The organism is Pectobacterium punjabense (assembly GCF_012427845.1).
Classification (GTDB): Bacteria; Pseudomonadota; Gammaproteobacteria; order Enterobacterales; family Enterobacteriaceae; genus Pectobacterium; species Pectobacterium punjabense.
In genome coordinates this window covers 250,579-266,732 of sequence record NZ_CP038498.1, presented here as the reverse complement: position 1 = coordinate 266,732, position 16,154 = coordinate 250,579, and the positions used below count along the sequence as shown (strand labels likewise).

Annotated in this window: 10 protein-coding genes, 6 tRNA genes and 3 rRNA genes; 1 reads left to right on the top strand and 18 read right to left on the bottom strand. The window is 48.4% G+C overall.

The annotated features are described in order from the left end of the window. Nucleotides 1-98: 98 nt before the first annotated feature. From rplA to E2566_RS01190, 9 genes are all read right to left on the bottom strand, one after another. Nucleotides 99-803 carry a 50S ribosomal protein L1 gene (rplA, locus tag E2566_RS01230; protein WP_010285494.1) on the bottom strand — a complete coding sequence of 235 codons (705 nt, stop codon included), beginning with the start codon at nt 801-803 and terminating at the stop codon, nt 99-101. A 3-nt stretch (nt 804-806) separates the two neighbouring features. Continuing rightward, nucleotides 807-1,235, bottom strand: a complete 429-nt coding sequence (gene rplK, locus E2566_RS01225) for a 50S ribosomal protein L11 (RefSeq protein ID WP_005970337.1) — start codon at nt 1,233-1,235, stop codon at nt 807-809. Between the two features lie 162 nt (nt 1,236-1,397). Next, nucleotides 1,398-1,943 carry a transcription termination/antitermination protein NusG gene (gene nusG, locus E2566_RS01220; protein ID WP_005970339.1) on the bottom strand — a complete coding sequence of 182 codons (546 nt, stop codon included), beginning with the start codon at nt 1,941-1,943 and terminating at the stop codon, nt 1,398-1,400. A 1-nt stretch (nt 1,944) separates the two neighbouring features. Continuing rightward, on the bottom strand, nt 1,945-2,328 hold the full coding sequence (gene secE, locus E2566_RS01215; RefSeq protein WP_010285488.1) for a preprotein translocase subunit SecE: 384 nt from the start codon (nt 2,326-2,328) through the stop codon (nt 1,945-1,947). Between the two features lie 237 nt (nt 2,329-2,565). After that, nucleotides 2,566-3,750: an elongation factor Tu gene (tuf, locus tag E2566_RS01210; protein WP_014913795.1), complete on the bottom strand. Its 1,185-nt coding sequence runs from the start codon at nt 3,748-3,750 to the stop codon at nt 2,566-2,568. A 107-nt stretch (nt 3,751-3,857) separates the two neighbouring features. Continuing rightward, nucleotides 3,858-3,933 (bottom strand) — tRNA-Thr (locus E2566_RS01205). Nucleotides 3,934-3,939: 6 nt separating this feature from the next. Then, nucleotides 3,940-4,014: transfer RNA gene (locus E2566_RS01200), tRNA-Gly, on the bottom strand. 130 nt (nt 4,015-4,144) lie between these two features. Continuing rightward, nucleotides 4,145-4,229, bottom strand: a tRNA-Tyr gene (locus E2566_RS01195). 15 nt (nt 4,230-4,244) lie between these two features. Further along, a tRNA-Thr gene (locus tag E2566_RS01190) sits at nt 4,245-4,320 on the bottom strand. Between the two features lie 979 nt (nt 4,321-5,299). Here E2566_RS01190 and coaA point away from each other — a divergent pair. Further along, nucleotides 5,300-6,250: a type I pantothenate kinase gene (coaA, locus tag E2566_RS01185; RefSeq protein WP_107170960.1), complete on the top strand. Its 951-nt coding sequence runs from the start codon at nt 5,300-5,302 to the stop codon at nt 6,248-6,250. Between the two features lie 29 nt (nt 6,251-6,279). Here the strand turns inward: coaA and birA are convergent, their stop codons facing one another. The 9 genes from birA to trkH form a co-directional block, all read right to left on the bottom strand. Then, nucleotides 6,280-7,239 carry a bifunctional biotin--[acetyl-CoA-carboxylase] ligase/biotin operon repressor BirA gene (birA, locus tag E2566_RS01180; protein ID WP_107170959.1) on the bottom strand — a complete coding sequence of 320 codons (960 nt, stop codon included), beginning with the start codon at nt 7,237-7,239 and terminating at the stop codon, nt 6,280-6,282. Next, nucleotides 7,236-8,273, bottom strand: coding sequence for a UDP-N-acetylmuramate dehydrogenase (murB, locus tag E2566_RS01175; protein WP_107170978.1), 1,038 nt, complete (start codon nt 8,271-8,273; stop codon nt 7,236-7,238). Before murB ends, birA begins: the two co-directional genes overlap by 4 nt. A gap of 318 nt (nt 8,274-8,591) precedes the next feature. Then, a 5S ribosomal RNA gene (gene rrf / locus E2566_RS01170) occupies nt 8,592-8,707 on the bottom strand. A 130-nt stretch (nt 8,708-8,837) separates the two neighbouring features. Further along, nucleotides 8,838-11,729: ribosomal RNA gene (locus E2566_RS01165) — 23S ribosomal RNA — on the bottom strand. A 215-nt stretch (nt 11,730-11,944) separates the two neighbouring features. Then, nucleotides 11,945-12,020: transfer RNA gene (locus E2566_RS01160), tRNA-Ala, on the bottom strand. A 42-nt stretch (nt 12,021-12,062) separates the two neighbouring features. Next, nucleotides 12,063-12,139 (bottom strand) — tRNA-Ile (locus tag E2566_RS01155). A gap of 73 nt (nt 12,140-12,212) precedes the next feature. Then, nucleotides 12,213-13,748: ribosomal RNA gene (locus tag E2566_RS01150) — 16S ribosomal RNA — on the bottom strand. Together the 16S, 23S and 5S rRNA genes with 2 tRNA genes alongside form the textbook arrangement of a ribosomal RNA operon. Nucleotides 13,749-14,138: 390 nt before the next feature. After that, the gene (hemG, locus tag E2566_RS01145; protein ID WP_107169024.1) at nt 14,139-14,678 is read right to left on the bottom strand and encodes a menaquinone-dependent protoporphyrinogen IX dehydrogenase; all 540 of its coding nucleotides are present in this window, start codon (nt 14,676-14,678) and stop codon (nt 14,139-14,141) included. Nucleotides 14,679-14,699: 21 nt separating this feature from the next. Further along, nucleotides 14,700-16,151: a Trk system potassium transporter TrkH gene (gene trkH / locus E2566_RS01140; RefSeq protein ID WP_005973457.1), complete on the bottom strand. Its 1,452-nt coding sequence runs from the start codon at nt 16,149-16,151 to the stop codon at nt 14,700-14,702. Nucleotides 16,152-16,154 lie beyond the last annotated feature (3 nt).

The window sequence follows — 16,154 nt, the reverse complement described above, 5'->3', positions numbered from 1 at the left end:
GGCTCCAACCGAAAAATTCTTGCGTCGATCCACTTCAGGAACAACGGGCGTAAAATTATAGGTAAATCCCACACCCGAGTAAAGCGGAACAAAAGCTATTAGTTAGCAGCAGCGTTCAAACCGCTCTGGTCGATGGCAACGCCAGCGCCCATAGTGGTAGACAAGCTAACTTTCTTGATGTACACGCCTTTCGCCTGAGATGGTTTTGCTTTTTTCAGCGCAATCAGCAGAGATTCCAGGTTTTCTTTCAGTTTGTTAGAATCGAAATCAACCTTACCGATAGTGGTATGGATGATGCCGTTCTTGTCGTTACGGTAACGAACCTGACCCGCTTTAGCATTATTAACTGCTTCAGCAACGTTAGGGGTTACAGTACCCACTTTCGGGTTTGGCATCAGGCCACGTGGACCCAGAACCTGACCCAATTGACCAACAACGCGCATTGCATCTGGAGAAGCAATAACAACGTCAAAGCCCATTTCGCCTTTTTTGATCTGATCAGCCAGATCTTCCATACCCACGAACTCAGCGCCAGCAGCTTTAGCCGCTTCAGCGTTTGCACCTTGGGTGAAGACAGCAACACGAACAGAACGACCAGTACCATGAGGCAGAACGGTTGCACCACGAACGTTTTGGTCAGATTTACGTGCATCGATGCCGAGGTTAACAGCAACGTCTACACTTTCTACGAACTTAGCAGTGGCCAGCTCTTTGAGCAGAGCAACAGCTTCGTTGATGTCATACTGTTTAGTTACATCAACTTTGTCACGGATCACGCGCATGCGCTTGGTCAGCTTAGCCATTTATTAATCCTCCACTACCAGGCCCATGGAACGAGCAGTACCTGCGATAGAACGCGCCATGGCGTCTACATCAGAACCAGTCATGTCCGCAGCTTTAGTTTCTGCGATTTCACGAACCTGAGCGCTCGTTACTTTACCTACTTTGTCTTTGTTCGGCTTGCCGGAACCAGACTTGATACCAGCCGCTTTCTTCAGCAGAACAGCTGCTGGAGGCGTTTTGGTAACGAAGGTGAAAGAACGGTCAGAATAAACGGTAATAACAACCGGAGTCGGCAGACCCTTCTCAAGGCTTTCAGTTTTAGCATTGAACGCCTTACAGAATTCCATGATGTTAACACCTTGCTGACCCAGAGCCGGACCTACTGGTGGGCTCGGGTTAGCCATACCAGCTGCAACTTGCAGCTTGACGTAGGCTTGTACTTTCTTGGCCATTTAACTTTCCTCGATTGGGTAATAGCGCCTAGTGAAAGGCTCCCCGTGGTTTGTATTACGCTTCAGTCGCCATTGAGGCCACTGAAAAACAAAAGGCGCGAAATTATAGGTTAATTTCGCGCCATAGGCAAGTCGCTATTTTCAGCAAATCTTATCAGGCAATTAGCCTTTTTCGACCTGAGCAAAGTCTAGTTCAACAGGTGTCGCACGACCAAATATAGAAACAGACACCTTCAGGCGGCTCTTCTCATAGTCTACTTCTTCAACAACACCGTTAAAGTCGGCAAATGGACCATCGTTAACACGAACCATTTCACCCGGTTCAAACAGCGTTTTCGGACGAGGCTTGTCGCCAACCTGCTGGAGACGATTCATAATCGCATCCACTTCTTTATCACTGATTGGGGCAGGACGGTCAGATGTGCCGCCAATGAACCCCATAACACGAGGTACGCTGCGTACAAGATGCCAACTAGCATCTTCCATCACCATCTGTACTAAAACATAACCAGGGAAAAACTTGCGTTCGCTCTTGCGACGCTGGCCACCACGGATCTCAACGACTTCCTCAGTAGGAACCATGACTTCGCCAAACAGCTCTTCCATATTATGGAGTTTGATATGCTCACGCAGGGATTGTGCTACGCGACCTTCAAAACCAGAAAACGCCTGAACGACGTACCAACGTTTTTTTGGAGCTTCAGACATCTTAGAACCTCAGGCCAGTGATAAACGATACCAGACGGACCAGAATACCATCCAGCCCCCACAAAATCAGTGACATCACGGCAGTCACCGCGGCAACGATTAACGTGGTGTGTAACGTTTCCTGACGAGTCGGCCAAATTACTTTGCGCACTTCGGTACGCGCTTCGCGAGCAAACGCTACGGTTGCTTTGCCTTTCGTGGTCAGCAGTGCCACACCACCGGCAGCGGCGATCAGGATAACAACAGCCAATGCACGCAGAGGAAGACTAAATTCGCGGTAATAATAATTGCCAACAATCGCAACAACCAGTAAGGCACCTACTACTAGCCACTTAATCACTTCCAGGCCACGCCCACTATCCTGAGCTTCGGTATTCGCACTCATAAACCAACCTGTCACAATGATTCAGACAAATAACTTTGCCCCGCAACCACGGGGCAACCAAACCGAAAGATGTTCTGTAAAACGAATAATTCGGTATTTACGCCGTATCTACAGAGCCTATCTCACCAATGATTATATCTCACAATCGCTGATGAGATAGGTTCTACCATGACAGCGTAGAAAAAGGGCATCAAATGATGCCCTTTTATCGCGTGTCGCGTCAAATGTTATCAGCGATTAAGCGATAACTTTAGCAACAACGCCCGCGCCTACTGTACGGCCGCCTTCACGGATGGCGAAACGCAAACCGTCGTCCATCGCGATTGGGTGGATCAGGGTAACAACCATTTTGATGTTGTCGCCCGGCATTACCATCTCTACGCCTTCTGGCAGTTCGATGGTGCCCGTTACGTCAGTTGTACGGAAGTAGAACTGAGGACGGTAGCCTTTGAAGAACGGAGTATGACGGCCGCCTTCATCTTTGCTCAGGATATACACTTCAGATTCGAACTGAGTGTGCGGCTTGATTGAACCCGGCTTAGCCAGTACCTGACCACGCTCGATTTCTTCACGCTTGATACCACGCAGCAGAACACCAACGTTCTCGCCTGCACGACCTTCGTCCAGCAGTTTGCGGAACATTTCTACGCCAGTACAGGTAGATTTCGCCGTATCTTTGATACCAACGATTTCAACTTCTTCACCGACTTTAACGATACCGCGCTCTACACGACCGGTAACAACAGTACCACGACCGGAGATGGAGAATACGTCTTCGATTGGCAGCAGGAACGGCTTGTCAATTGCACGCTCTGGTTCTGGGATGTAAGAATCCAGGTGCTCTGCCAGTTCGATGATTTTTGCTTCCCACTCAGCTTCGCCTTCCAGCGCTTTCAGAGCAGAACCACGAACCACTGGGGTATCGTCGCCTGGGAAGTCGTACTGAGACAGCAGCTCACGCACTTCCATCTCAACCAGTTCCAGCAGCTCTTCGTCATCAACCATGTCACATTTGTTCAGGAACACGATGATGAAAGGAACGCCAACCTGACGACCCAGCAGGATGTGCTCACGAGTCTGAGGCATTGGGCCGTCAGTCGCAGCAACAACCAGGATCGCGCCATCCATCTGGGCAGCACCGGTGATCATGTTTTTCACATAGTCGGCGTGTCCTGGGCAGTCAACGTGCGCATAGTGGCGAGACGGGGTATCGTATTCAACGTGAGACGTGTTGATGGTGATACCACGTGCTTTCTCTTCTGGCGCGTTATCGATCTGGTCGAATGCACGCGCGTTACCACCGTAGGTTTTAGCCAGAACGGTAGTGATTGCAGCGGTCAGCGTTGTTTTACCATGGTCAACGTGGCCGATAGTACCGACGTTAACGTGCGGTTTTGTACGTTCAAATTTTTCTTTAGACATCGATTGTCCCTCTAAGACACGGATAAATCGGTGGTATCACCACATCAACCAAGCGATAGCTTGCTGAATTTATTCACAGAAAGAAAATCAGGAGGAGGAAAAGGAAGTGGTGCTGATAGGCAGATTCGAACTGCCGACCTCACCCTTACCAAGGGTGCGCTCTACCAACTGAGCTATATCAGCACATCTTGGAGCGGGCAGTGGGAATCGAACCCACATCATCAGCTTGGAAGGCTGAGGTAATAGCCATTATACGATGCCCGCATCCTGGAACTCGGCTACCTAATTTTTCTGTAGATTTTGAAGTTGAGGAATAAGATTTTATAGACCCCGCCTTCGTCGATCCGGCTCAGTCTTACTACCGTATCGAGTATCCTGTTACCAGGATTGAATTTGGTGGTGGGGGAAGGATTCGAACCTTCGAAGTCTGTGACGGCAGATTTACAGTCTGCTCCCTTTGGCCGCTCGGGAACCCCACCTGATTGTGTACTTGATGGTGCCGGCTACCGGAATCGAACTGGTGACCTACTGATTACAAGTCAGTTGCTCTACCTACTGAGCTAAGCCGGCTTCAAGTGCTGCGCATTCTAGGTAGACAGAACGCTCGATGCAACAAAAAAATTGCGTAAAATGCGCTATCGCTTAGATTTTATCCAAATCAAGCCATAAATCTAGAGTAAGAGTAATAATTTGCACAAAGAACCACCAAATTCGCCCGGCAAAATGAGGATGTCGTCACCAAACTCACCACCATTTATCTGCCTCACAAATACATTTTTTCCCTTTAGGAGAGCAGACTCCGCATTAACAGATGCTATTTTGTTCGCTTTCCGAAGCGGATAGGCTTGGAATACATTTTGTTTGGCTAGACATCAGTTTCAGTCGAGCGAAAAATACGATGAAAATAATTCAACTCAATACAGCAACCTAACTCATCTATCCCGAGGAACTGACCAAAGACACCGTAGAAAACGTGCTTCTATTGGATAGCACGTGACGACGAGCGTATCATCGAAAATGCACGTTTAGGGCGGTGTCAAAAAACCAAATGGAAAAACAGAGCTGCAATCCAAAAGTCCTTCGTCCGCAGCAGAGCAAGGAAGGCAGAGGTAAGTCGACTGCTCATGCAGTTCAAAGTACACCTTTCCAACAGAGGGAGTTATTCTATTTAGACACTAAAGCACGTCTCCTGCGGAGGCTTTCTACCGATCTAGGATATCGTCATGCGAGAGAATTCTAGACTATGCTTGCACACCTAGTAGCCACTACACACGCGGACTACATCCATTATAAGCGTATCGTTGTTGGGAATGGTTTAGGTAAAGTAAGTGTCGGCTAGCGACCCTCGCTGTACAAACACAAAAGCATCTACCACAGAACCGATTTTCTCTTCTTATTTCTATCAGCAAAGTGTTAACCTGCCCATTATCAAAAATTTATTACACAAGAGAAGGTGCAGCGATCATTGCGTTGGCTAAGCTAACAGCCCGCTTTCCTCGCTAGGCTAGAAGTCCCTTTTCTTACCTGTTAAGCAGGCAGAACACGACTTATGAGCAATAGAGAGCAATCTTTGGCCACGCCATATCTACAATTTAACCGCAGCCAATGGGCCGCCTTGCGCGATTCTGTTCCGTTAACACTGACAGAAGAAGAGATCATTAAGCTAAAAGGGATAAATGAAGATCTTTCATTAGACGAAGTCGCAGAAATTTATCTGCCATTATCTCGCCTACTCAATTTTTATATCAGCTCTAACTTACGTCGTCAGGCTGTACTTGAGCAGTTCTTAGGGACTGATGGCCAAAAAATACCTTATATAATTGGCATTGCAGGTAGTGTTGCAGTAGGAAAAAGCACCACGGCCCGTGTCCTTCAAGCATTATTGAGCCGCTGGCCAGAGCATCGCAGTGTAGAGCTAATTACAACCGATGGATTTCTTCATCCAAATAAAGTGCTAAAAGAACGCGACTTGATGAAGAAAAAAGGATTTCCGCAATCATATGATATGCATAGCCTAGTGAAATTTGTTTCTGATATAAAATCAGGGACGCATCAAGTTACGGCACCAACATATTCTCATCTGACATATGATATTGTTCCTAATAATAATAAAGTGTTGGAACAACCTGATATTTTAATATTGGAAGGCTTAAACGTCTTACAAAGTGGAATGGATTATCCACATGATCCACATAGGGTTTTTGTTTCTGATTTTGTGGATTTTTCTATTTATGTCGATGCACCTGAAACACTGCTTCAAACATGGTATATAAATCGTTTCCTGAAATTCAGGCAAGGTGCATTCTCAAATCCAAATTCATATTTCCATAACTATGCGAAATTGACGAAAGAAGAGGCTGTTGGTATCGCATCTCAATTATGGAAAGAGATTAACGGACTTAATTTAAAAGAAAATATTCTACCCACTCGGGAAAGAGCTAGCCTTATTATGACTAAAAGTGCTAATCACGCCATTGAATCTGTTCGATTAAGAAAATAAATATATAAAAATGGGGCTAGCCCCCATTTTTATGCACCGCGCAGAGAAATTTCACCACCAATATATGGTGTAATCAAACCGTCACTTTCTAATAATAACGCCCCCTGGCGATCTATTCCACGATCTACTCCATGTATTTCACGGTTTCCGATAATCAAACGAACTGAGCGGTTAAAATAATTATCCAATTTTTCCCATCTGGAAATAAATGGTTCAAGGCCCTCGAGCTCAAAGACAGCCAAAGAGTTTCTTAATTCAGAAATAAGAGTCGAAGCAAGTGTGTTGCGATTAATGCCTATACCAGCTTCTTGTAAATTTATCCAACCTTGATTAATCGTATCTGGAGTTGGCTCCCTCATTTGTAAATTAATACCAGCTCCAATTACTAAGTTAGCAGCATCACCCGTTTTCCCCGTCAATTCAACAAGAATACCAGCTAACTTTCGATCTTTTAGATATAAATCATTAGGCCATTTGACCCGCACACCATCAGCGCCAAGCTTATGTAGCACTTCAGCCATGACGATGCCGATTACCAGACTGACTCCAACCGCAGCAGCAGGCCCCTGTTCCAGACGCCAATATAAGGACAAATATAAATTCGCACCAAAGGGTGAAAACCATTGCCGACCACGACGGCCACGACCAGATTGCTGGTATTCAGCAAGGCATGCATCACCGGAGGATAATGTACCTAATCGTTCTAAAATGTACTGATTAGTAGAATCAACGACAGGTAAAACCGTCACTCCACCCTCTGGTAGATGTTTTAGGATGGCTTCTTTATCTAATAGTTGCATTGGTGCCGGTAAAGAATAACCTTTTCCCGTTACAGTGAAAACGTCAATACCCCAGTCACGTATAGTTTGAATATGTTTATTAATAGCGGCTCTGCTCATCCCCATCATTTCACCCAGAACTTCACCGGAATAAAATTCGCCATCAGAGAGAATCTTAACTAATTTAAGGGGGACCGTAATATCTTTCATGATAATACCTCGACAGCATTGACCTCACCATACGCAGCAATAAAGCGGACTTCAGGTTCCAGCAGTATAGAGAACTTTGCATCAACTTGATTACGGACATAACGAGCTAATTCGACAATGTCTGAACTTACTGCATCGCCTTTATTGATGAGAACTAATGCCTGTCGCTCGTGAACAGCTGCGCCACCAAGTTGAAACCCTTTAAGCTTGCACTGGTCGATTAACCATCCAGCGGCCAATTTAACATTGCCATCAGCTTGTAAATACTGAGGTGCATTTGGATACTCTCGTAGAATAGCTTTAGCATGCTGCTGTGTAACTATAGGATTTTTGAAGAAGCTACCTGCATTACCTGTCACTATTGGATCTGGGAGTTTGCTTCGGCGCATATGGCATACAGAATCAAAGACATGCTGCGGCGTGACAGTCTCAGGATTCAGTTTGGCCAAATCACCATAACTCAGTATTGGGTTCCACTCTTTCTTTAAAAAAAACCCTACTGCAGTAATAGCAAACCCAGAACGATATTGATGCTTAAATATGCTTTCACGGTAACCGAATTGGCATGCCTCAGCAGTAAGACGCATCGTTTTATCTTCTTTTAGATCCAATAATTCAACGTAATCACAGACATGTTGTAACTCGACACCATACGCACCAATATTCTGTATCGGTGCAGACCCCACACATCCGGGAATTAACGCTAAATTTTCTAACCCAGTAATGCCACATTTAAGCGTATATTCAACCAATTGATGCCAATTTTCACCAGCACCGACATGAAGGTACCAGCCATCACTTTCTTCGCGAATATCGATACCTTTGAGCCGATTTAACAGAATTGTGCCTAAAAAATCTTCCAGAAAAAGGACATTACTCCCTTCTCCTAGTAATAAAACTGGTTCTTGAGATTCACTGGCGATGCGCCACCCTTCAATCAATTTATCCTTAGTATCCGCAATCGTAATTGAAGATGCAGAAACAGGTAATGAAAAAGAGTTATGAGACTTCAATGAAATAACGCTTGGCGCCATGATAGAAATACCGACTAATTTAGATATCACGTAGTCTACCTGATCTACGTAAGATACTGGCGGCCTTTTACCAACCGAAAGGTGTAAATCCTCTAAATTCCTATAGCAAAAAGCCCCTGTCTTTCGACAGGGGCTTTCCACTTGTTTGATGCCTGGCAGTTTATGCCGGGCGTCCTGCCCGCCCCCCTCCGGGCCGTTGCCACGCAACGTGCAAATCCGCTCCCGGCGGATTTGTCCTACTCCAGAGAGCCCTCACCGACAAACATCAGATAAAACAAAAGGCCCAGTCTTTCGACTGAGCCTTTTGTTTTATTTGATGCCTGGCAGTTCCCTACTCTCACATGGGGAAGCCCCACACTACCATCGGCGCTACGGCGTTTCACTTCTGAGTTCGGCATGGGGTCAGGTGGGACCACCGCGCTATCGCCGCCAGGCAAATTCTGTTTCATTCTAACCGTCATACGTTGCTTACGCGCTCGCACAACCATCAGAACCAATCTTCGAACAAGCTGAATATCGTTCTCTATGAGTCTTTCATCACCCACAAAACACCTTCGGTGTTGTAAGGTTAAGCCTCTCGGGTCATTAGTACTGGTTAGCTCAACGTATCGCTACGCTTACACACCCAGCCTATCTACGTCGTCGTCTTCAACGGCCCTTCAGGGACATCAAGTGTCCAGGGAAGACTCATCTCGAGGCAAGTTTCCCGCTTAGATGCTTTCAGCGGTTATCTCTTCCGCACTTAGCTACCGGGCAATGCAATTGGCATCACAACCCGTACACCAGTGGTGCGTTCACTCCGGTCCTCTCGTACTAGGAGCAACCCCTCTCAATCTTCCAACGCCCACGGCAGATAGGGACCGAACTGTCTCACGACGTTCTAAACCCAGCTCGCGTACCACTTTAAATGGCGAACAGCCATACCCTTGGGACCTACTTCAGCCCCAGGATGTGATGAGCCGACATCGAGGTGCCAAACACCGCCGTCGATATGAACTCTTGGGCGGTATCAGCCTGTTATCCCCGGGTACCTTTTATCCGTTGAGCGATGGCCCTTCCATTCAGAACCACCGGATCACTAAGACCTGCTTTCGCACCTGCTCGAGCTGTCACTCTCGCAGTCAAGCTAGCTTATGCCTTTGCACTAACCTCCTGATGTCCGACCAGGATTAGCTAACCTTCGTGCTCCTCCGTTACGCTTTGGGAGGAGACCGCCCCAGTCAAACTACCCACCAGACACTGTCCGCAACCCGGATTACGGGCCTACGTTAGAACATCAAACATTAAAGGGTGGTATTTCAAGGTTGGCTCCATGCAGACTGGCGTCCACACTTCAAAGCCTCCCACCTATCCTACACATCAAGGCTCAAGGTTCAGTGTCAAGCTATAGTAAAGGTTCACGGGGTCTTTCCGTCTTGCCGCGGGTACACTGCATCTTCACAGCGAGTTCAATTTCACTGAGTCTCGGGTGGAGACAGCCTGGCCATCATTACGCCATTCGTGCAGGTCGGAACTTACCCGACAAGGAATTTCGCTACCTTAGGACCGTTATAGTTACGGCCGCCGTTTACCGGGGCTTCGATCAAGAGCTTCGCCTTGCGGCTGACCCCATCAATTAACCTTCCGGCACCGGGCAGGCGTCACACCGTATACGTCCACTTTCGTGTTTGCACAGTGCTGTGTTTTTATTAAACAGTTGCAGCCAGCTGGTATCTGCGACTGGCTTCAGCTCCATCCGCAAGGGACTTCACCTACGCGCCAGCGTGCCTTCTCCAAGTTACGGCACCATTTTGCCTAGTTCCTTCACCCGAGTTCTCTCAAGCGCCTGAGTATTCTCTACCTGACCACCTGTGTCGGTTTGGGGTACGATTTGATGTTACCTGGAGCTTAGAGGCTTTTCCTGGAAGCGTAGCATTGGTTACTTCATCACCGTAGTGACTCGTCATCACGCCTCAGTGTTAACGATGACCCGGATTTACCTAAGTCACCCACCTTCACGCTTAAACCGGGACAACCGTCGCCCGGATAACCTAGCTTTCTCCGTCCCCTTCGCAGTAACACCGAGTACAGGAATATTAACCTGTTTCCCATCGACTACGCTTTTCAGCCTCGCCTTAGGGTCGACTCACCCTGCCCCGATTAACGTTGGACAGGAACCCTTGGTCTTCCGGCGTGCGGGTTTTCACCCGCATTATCGTTACTTATGTCAGCATTCGCACTTCTGATACCTCCAGCAACCCTCACAGGCCACCTTCAACGGCTTACAGAACGCTCCCCTACCCAACAACGCCTAAGCGTCGCTGCCGCAGCTTCGGTGCATGGTTTAGCCCGTTACATCTTCCGCGCAGGCCGACTCGACCAGTGAGCTATTACGCTTTCTTTAAATGATGGCTGCTTCTAAGCCAACATCCTGGCTGTCTATGCCTTCCCACATCGTTTCCCACTTAACCATGACTTTGGGACCTTAGCTGGCGGTCTGGGTTGTTTCCCTCTTCACGACGAACGTTAGCACCCGCCGTGTGTCTCCCGTGATAACATTCTTCGGTATTCGTAGTTTGCATCGGGTTGGTAAGTCGGGATGACCCCTAGCCGAAACAGTGCTCTACCCCGAAGATGAATTCACGAGGCGCTACCTAAATAGCTTTCGGGAGAACCAGCTATCTCCCGGTTTGATTGGCCTTTCACCCCAGCCACAAGTCATCCGCTAATTTTTCAACATTAGTCGGTTCGGTCCTCCAGTTAGTGTTACCCAACCTTCAACCTGCCCATGGCTAGATCACCGGGTTTCGGGTCTATACCCTGCAACTTAACGCCCAGTTAAGACTCGGTTTCCCTGCGGCTCCCCTATTCGGTTAACCTTGCTACAGAATATAAGTCGCTGACCCATTATACAAAGGTACGCAGTCACCTAACAAGTAGGCTCCCACTGCTTGTACGTACACGGTTTCAGGTTCTATTTCACTCCCCTCGCCGGGGTTCTTTTCGCCTTTCCCTCACGGTACTGGTTCACTATCGGTCAGTCAGGAGTATTTAGCCTTGGAGGATGGTCCCCATATTCAGACAGGATGTCACGTGTCCCGCCCTACTCATCGAACTCACAACTTGTGCATTTTTGTGTACGGGACTATCACCCTTTACTGTGCGACTTTCCAGACGCTTCCACTAACACACAAACTGATTCAGGTTCTGGGCTCCTCCCCGTTCGCTCGCCGCTACTAGGGGAATCTCGGTTGATTTCTTTTCCTCGGGGTACTGAGATGTTTCAGTTCCCCGGTTCGCCTCATTACGCTATGTATTCACATAATGATAGTGTGTCGAAACACACTGGGTTTCCCCATTCGGGTATCGTCGGGTATAACGCTTCATATCAGCTTACCGACGCTTATCGCAGATTAGCACGCCCTTCATCGCCTCTGACTGCCTAGGCATCCACCGTGTACGCTTAGTCGCTTAACCTCACAACCCGAAGATGTTTCTTTCGATTCATCATCGCGCTGCGATTATTTGAGAGACTCATTGACAGACTGACTCACCACGACACACCCGAAGTCCGTCATGTATGTTCAGCTGTCATGTTTCAATTTTCAGCTTGTTCCAGATTGTTAAAGAGCAAAACATCGCAGTGCACCCAAACAGGTACACTCTGATGTTTTTATCATAACGAGTAGTTATGGTGGAGCTATGCGGGATCGAACCGCAGACCTCCTGCGTGCAAGGCAGGCGCTCTCCCAGCTGAGCTATAACCCCATCGCTACTTACAGTTACCTTAGATACCACTCATGGAAGAGTTGGTAGGCCTGAGTGGACTTGAACCACCGACCTCACCCTTATCAGGGGTGCGCTCTAACCACCTGAGCTACAAGCCTATTAAGGTATTTCTGCTCGTTATTTTCATCAGACAATCTGTGTGAGCACTTCACTTAACGCACATCTTCTTGGTAAGGAGGTGATCCAACCGCAGGTTCCCCTACGGTTACCTTGTTACGACTTCACCCCAGTCATGAATCACAAAGTGGTAAGCGCCCTCCCGAAGGTTAAGCTACCTACTTCTTTTGCAACCCACTCCCATGGTGTGACGGGCGGTGTGTACAAGGCCCGGGAACGTATTCACCGTAGCATTCTGATCTACGATTACTAGCGATTCCGACTTCATGGAGTCGAGTTGCAGACTCAATCCGGACTACGACGTACTTTATGAGGTCCGCTTGCTCTCGCGAGGTCGCTTCTCTTTGTATACGCCATTGTAGCACGTGTGTAGCCCTACTCGTAGGGCCATGATGACTTGACGTCATCCCCACCTTCCTCCGGTTTATCACCGGCAGTCTCCTTTGAGTTCCCACCATTACGTGCTGGCAACAAAGGATAAGGGTTGCGCTCGTTGCGGGACTTAACCCAACATTTCACAACACGAGCTGACGACAGCCATGCAGCACCTGTCTCAGAGTTCCCGAAGGCACTAAGCTATCTCTAGCAAATTCTCTGGATGTCAAGAGTAGGTAAGGTTCTTCGCGTTGCATCGAATTAAACCACATGCTCCACCGCTTGTGCGGGCCCCGTCAATTCATTTGAGTTTTAACCTTGCGGCCGTACTCCCCAGGCGGTCGATTTAACGCGTTAGCTCCGGAAGCCACGCCTCAAGGGCACAACCTCCAAATCGACATCGTTTACAGCGTGGACTACCAGGGTATCTAATCCTGTTTGCTCCCCACGCTTTCGCACCTGAGCGTCAGTCTTTGTCCAGGGGCCGCCTTCGCCACCGGTATTCCTCCAGATCTCTACGCATTTCACCGCTACACCTGGAATTCTACCCCCTCTACAAGACTCTAGCCTGTCAGTTTTGAATGCAGTTCCCAGGTTAAGCCCGGGGATTTCACATCCAACTTAACAGACCGCCTGCGTGCGCTTTACGCCCAGTCATTCCGATTAACGCTTGCACCCTCCGTATTACCGCGGCTGCTGGCACGGAGTTAGCCGGTGCTTCTTCTGCGGGTAACGTCAATCGATGAGTATTAATCTCACCGCCTTCCTCCCCGCTGAAAGTGCTTTACAACCCGAAGGCCTTCTTCACACACGCGGCATGGCTGCATCAGGCTTGCGCCCATTGTGCAATATTCCCCACTGCTGCCTCCCGTAGGAGTCTGGACCGTGTCTCAGTTCCAGTGTGGCTGGTCATCCTCTCAGACCAGCTAGGGATCGTCGCCTAGGTGAGCCATTACCTCACCTACTAGCTAATCCCATCTGGGCACATCCGATGGCAAGAGGCCCGAAGGTCCCCCTCTTTGGTCCGAAGACGTTATGCGGTATTAGCTACCGTTTCCAGTAGTTATCCCCCTCCATCAGGCAGTTTCCCAGACATTACTCACCCGTCCGCCGCTCGTCACCCAGAGAGCAAGCTCCCCTGTGCTACCGCTCGACTTGCATGTGTTAGGCCTGCCGCCAGCGTTCAATCTGAGCCATGATCAAACTCTTCAATTTAAGATTTGTTTGATTTGCCGAACTCGTCAGCGATGCTCAAAGAATTAAAACTGTTTATTCGTAATGAATTTACTGTTGTTCACTCTTCAAGACTTTTTATATCGTTAAGATACGGTCTTGTGAGTGCCCACACAGATTGTCTGATTATATTGTTAAAGAGCAGTGCCACTTCTACGGTGGCGCGGGCTGCATATACTATGCTAATCCGCTTTAAAGTCAAGTCATTACTGACCGTCTTTATTAAATCTTTTTTCTGTCACCCCAACCGCGTGTCGCTGTTGCCGTGTCAGTGGAGGCGCATTATAGGGACTTCTCGGCGGCTGACAAGCGCTAAATGCAAAATAATTTCTGAGTGAGGATTTTTTCAGCAAAGCGTATTAAAAGACGGCGTTATGCCGGATTTTTCATCGTTAATTGCGCGAAATCCTGTGCGAAACGGGCAACCTGTTGCCAGTCCGTGTATTCAATTTCTTTCGTGCTATCCGTTTCGCCGCCCGTCATACGCATAATGAGTTGAATCATTACCCGATCGAACCAACGATAACGCGGATAACGCAGAGCACCCGCGAACACACAACACAAATCTGGCTGCCAAGGGGAATTCAGCAGAAACTTACGCGTATAGGCATTGGTTTGTATCGTGCGCTTTTCTGGTTTACGTGCAGTGAGATTCACTGAGAAGAATGCGCTAGGCAATTGTTGCAGAGAAGCCAGATGCTTATGGATAAATTGATTTACCGCTGGATGAAAGCGCCCGTACCGAATCGACGCGCCAATAAGTACCTGGTCGTATTGAGCCAGATCGATATCATTCGCATTGAGCACGTTAACAACATCACACTCCAAGGTTCCTTTCAGCGTATTCGCAATAGAAGAGGCAATCGCTCTGGTTTGCCCATCTCGACTCGAAAACACGATCAAAGCTTTCATTGTTCTTTATCCTTATGAGGACTATTCCCGCCAGAAGGTTGGCGTAAACAGTACTAAAAGTGTGAAGACTTCCAAACGACCAAACAGCATTGTCAGTATCAGAATCCATTTCGCCGTATCATTCATTGAAGTGAAATTCTCAGCGACGACGCCCAAGCCCGGCCCCAAATTATTCAATGTGGCAGCGACCGCGGCAAACGCGGAGAAATCATCAACGCCTGTCGCAATGACAGCCAGCATGCTGACAATAAAAACCAGTGCATATGCGGAAAAGAATCCCCACACGGCTTCAAGAATACGTTCTGGCAGCGCCCGATGACCCAGCTTAATGGTGTAAACCGCATTTGGATGCACTAAACGCTTAAGCTCACGCGATCCTTGTAAGAAAAGCAGCAGGATACGGATCACTTTCAGACCGCCCCCGGTTGAACCCGCACACCCGCCAATAAACGCAGAGCACAGAAGCAAAACCGGCAGAAAAAGTGGCCACGATGCAATGCTATCCGTCGTAAACCCCGCCGTTGTCGCCATGGAGACAACCTGAAAAAATGCCTGATTGATCGTCTGCATCCCACTGTCATAAACATGGTGGAACCACAGGACGATCGTACACACGGCCACCAGCGACAGTTGAACAAAAATGAACATGCGGAACTCTGGGTCACGCCAGTATACCTTCAGGCTACGGCCGCTCAGCAGAGCAAAGTGCAAACCAAAGTTACAGCCAGAAATCAGCAGGAATATTGCGATGATAGTGTTAATCGTTGGGCTGTTGAAGTAACCAATACTGGCATCGTGGGTAGAGAACCCGCCGACCGACACCGTAGAGAAGCTGTGCCCAATTGCATCAAATATCGGCATACCAGCCAGCCACAGCGCGACAGCACAGGCAATCGTGAGTAAGAGATAAATCAGCCACAGCGTTTTCGCTGTATCAGCGATACGCGGGCGCATTTTGTTTTCCTTCAACGGCCCCGGCATTTCTGCACGATAAAGCTGCATCCCACCGACACCAAGAATCGGCAGGATAGCAACAGCAAGTACGATGATCCCCATCCCGCCAAACCATTGCAGCATCTGTCGATAAAATAGGATGGCTTTAGGCAGTGAGTCTAGCCCAACCAGCGTGGTTGCCCCCGTTGTCGTTAGCCCTGAGAACGATTCGAAGAAAGCATCCGTTACGCCCAGATTAGGATGTTCGGCAAACAGAAAAGGCAGTGCGCCGACACTTCCCAGCACCGTCCAGAAGAGGACAACAATCAGGAACCCTTCACGAGATTTCAGCTCATGCTTCTGTTTACGGTTTGGTAGCCACAGCATAATGCCGATAGCCAGCGCGACAATAAATGTCTGCGTAAACGCCCGGCCTGCGCCATCACGGTAAATTAACGCCACCAGTCCAGGAATAACCATCGTCCCGGAAAAAAGGATAACCAACTGGCCGACAATACGGGTTATGGCGCGCAAGTGCATCGC

What these genes read in the sequence shown, in the direction of transcription:
- birA (WP_107170959.1), bottom strand. Translation starts at nt 7,239, where the DNA reads ATGAAAGATATTACGGTCCCCCTTAAATTAGTTAAGATTCTCTCTGAT.
- tuf (WP_014913795.1), bottom strand. Translation starts at nt 3,750, where the DNA reads ATGTCTAAAGAAAAATTTGAACGTACAAAACCGCACGTTAACGTCGGT.
- trkH (WP_005973457.1), bottom strand. Translation starts at nt 16,151, where the DNA reads ATGCACTTGCGCGCCATAACCCGTATTGTCGGCCAGTTGGTTATCCTT.
- hemG (WP_107169024.1), bottom strand. Translation starts at nt 14,678, where the DNA reads ATGAAAGCTTTGATCGTGTTTTCGAGTCGAGATGGGCAAACCAGAGCG.
- secE (WP_010285488.1), bottom strand. Translation starts at nt 2,328, where the DNA reads ATGAGTGCGAATACCGAAGCTCAGGATAGTGGGCGTGGCCTGGAAGTG.
- rplK (WP_005970337.1), bottom strand. Translation starts at nt 1,235, where the DNA reads ATGGCCAAGAAAGTACAAGCCTACGTCAAGCTGCAAGTTGCAGCTGGT.
- murB (WP_107170978.1), bottom strand. Translation starts at nt 8,273, where the DNA reads ATGGCGCCAAGCGTTATTTCATTGAAGTCTCATAACTCTTTTTCATTA.
- coaA (WP_107170960.1), top strand. Translation starts at nt 5,300, where the DNA reads ATGAGCAATAGAGAGCAATCTTTGGCCACGCCATATCTACAATTTAAC.
- rplA (WP_010285494.1), bottom strand. Translation starts at nt 803, where the DNA reads ATGGCTAAGCTGACCAAGCGCATGCGCGTGATCCGTGACAAAGTTGAT.
- nusG (WP_005970339.1), bottom strand. Translation starts at nt 1,943, where the DNA reads ATGTCTGAAGCTCCAAAAAAACGTTGGTACGTCGTTCAGGCGTTTTCT.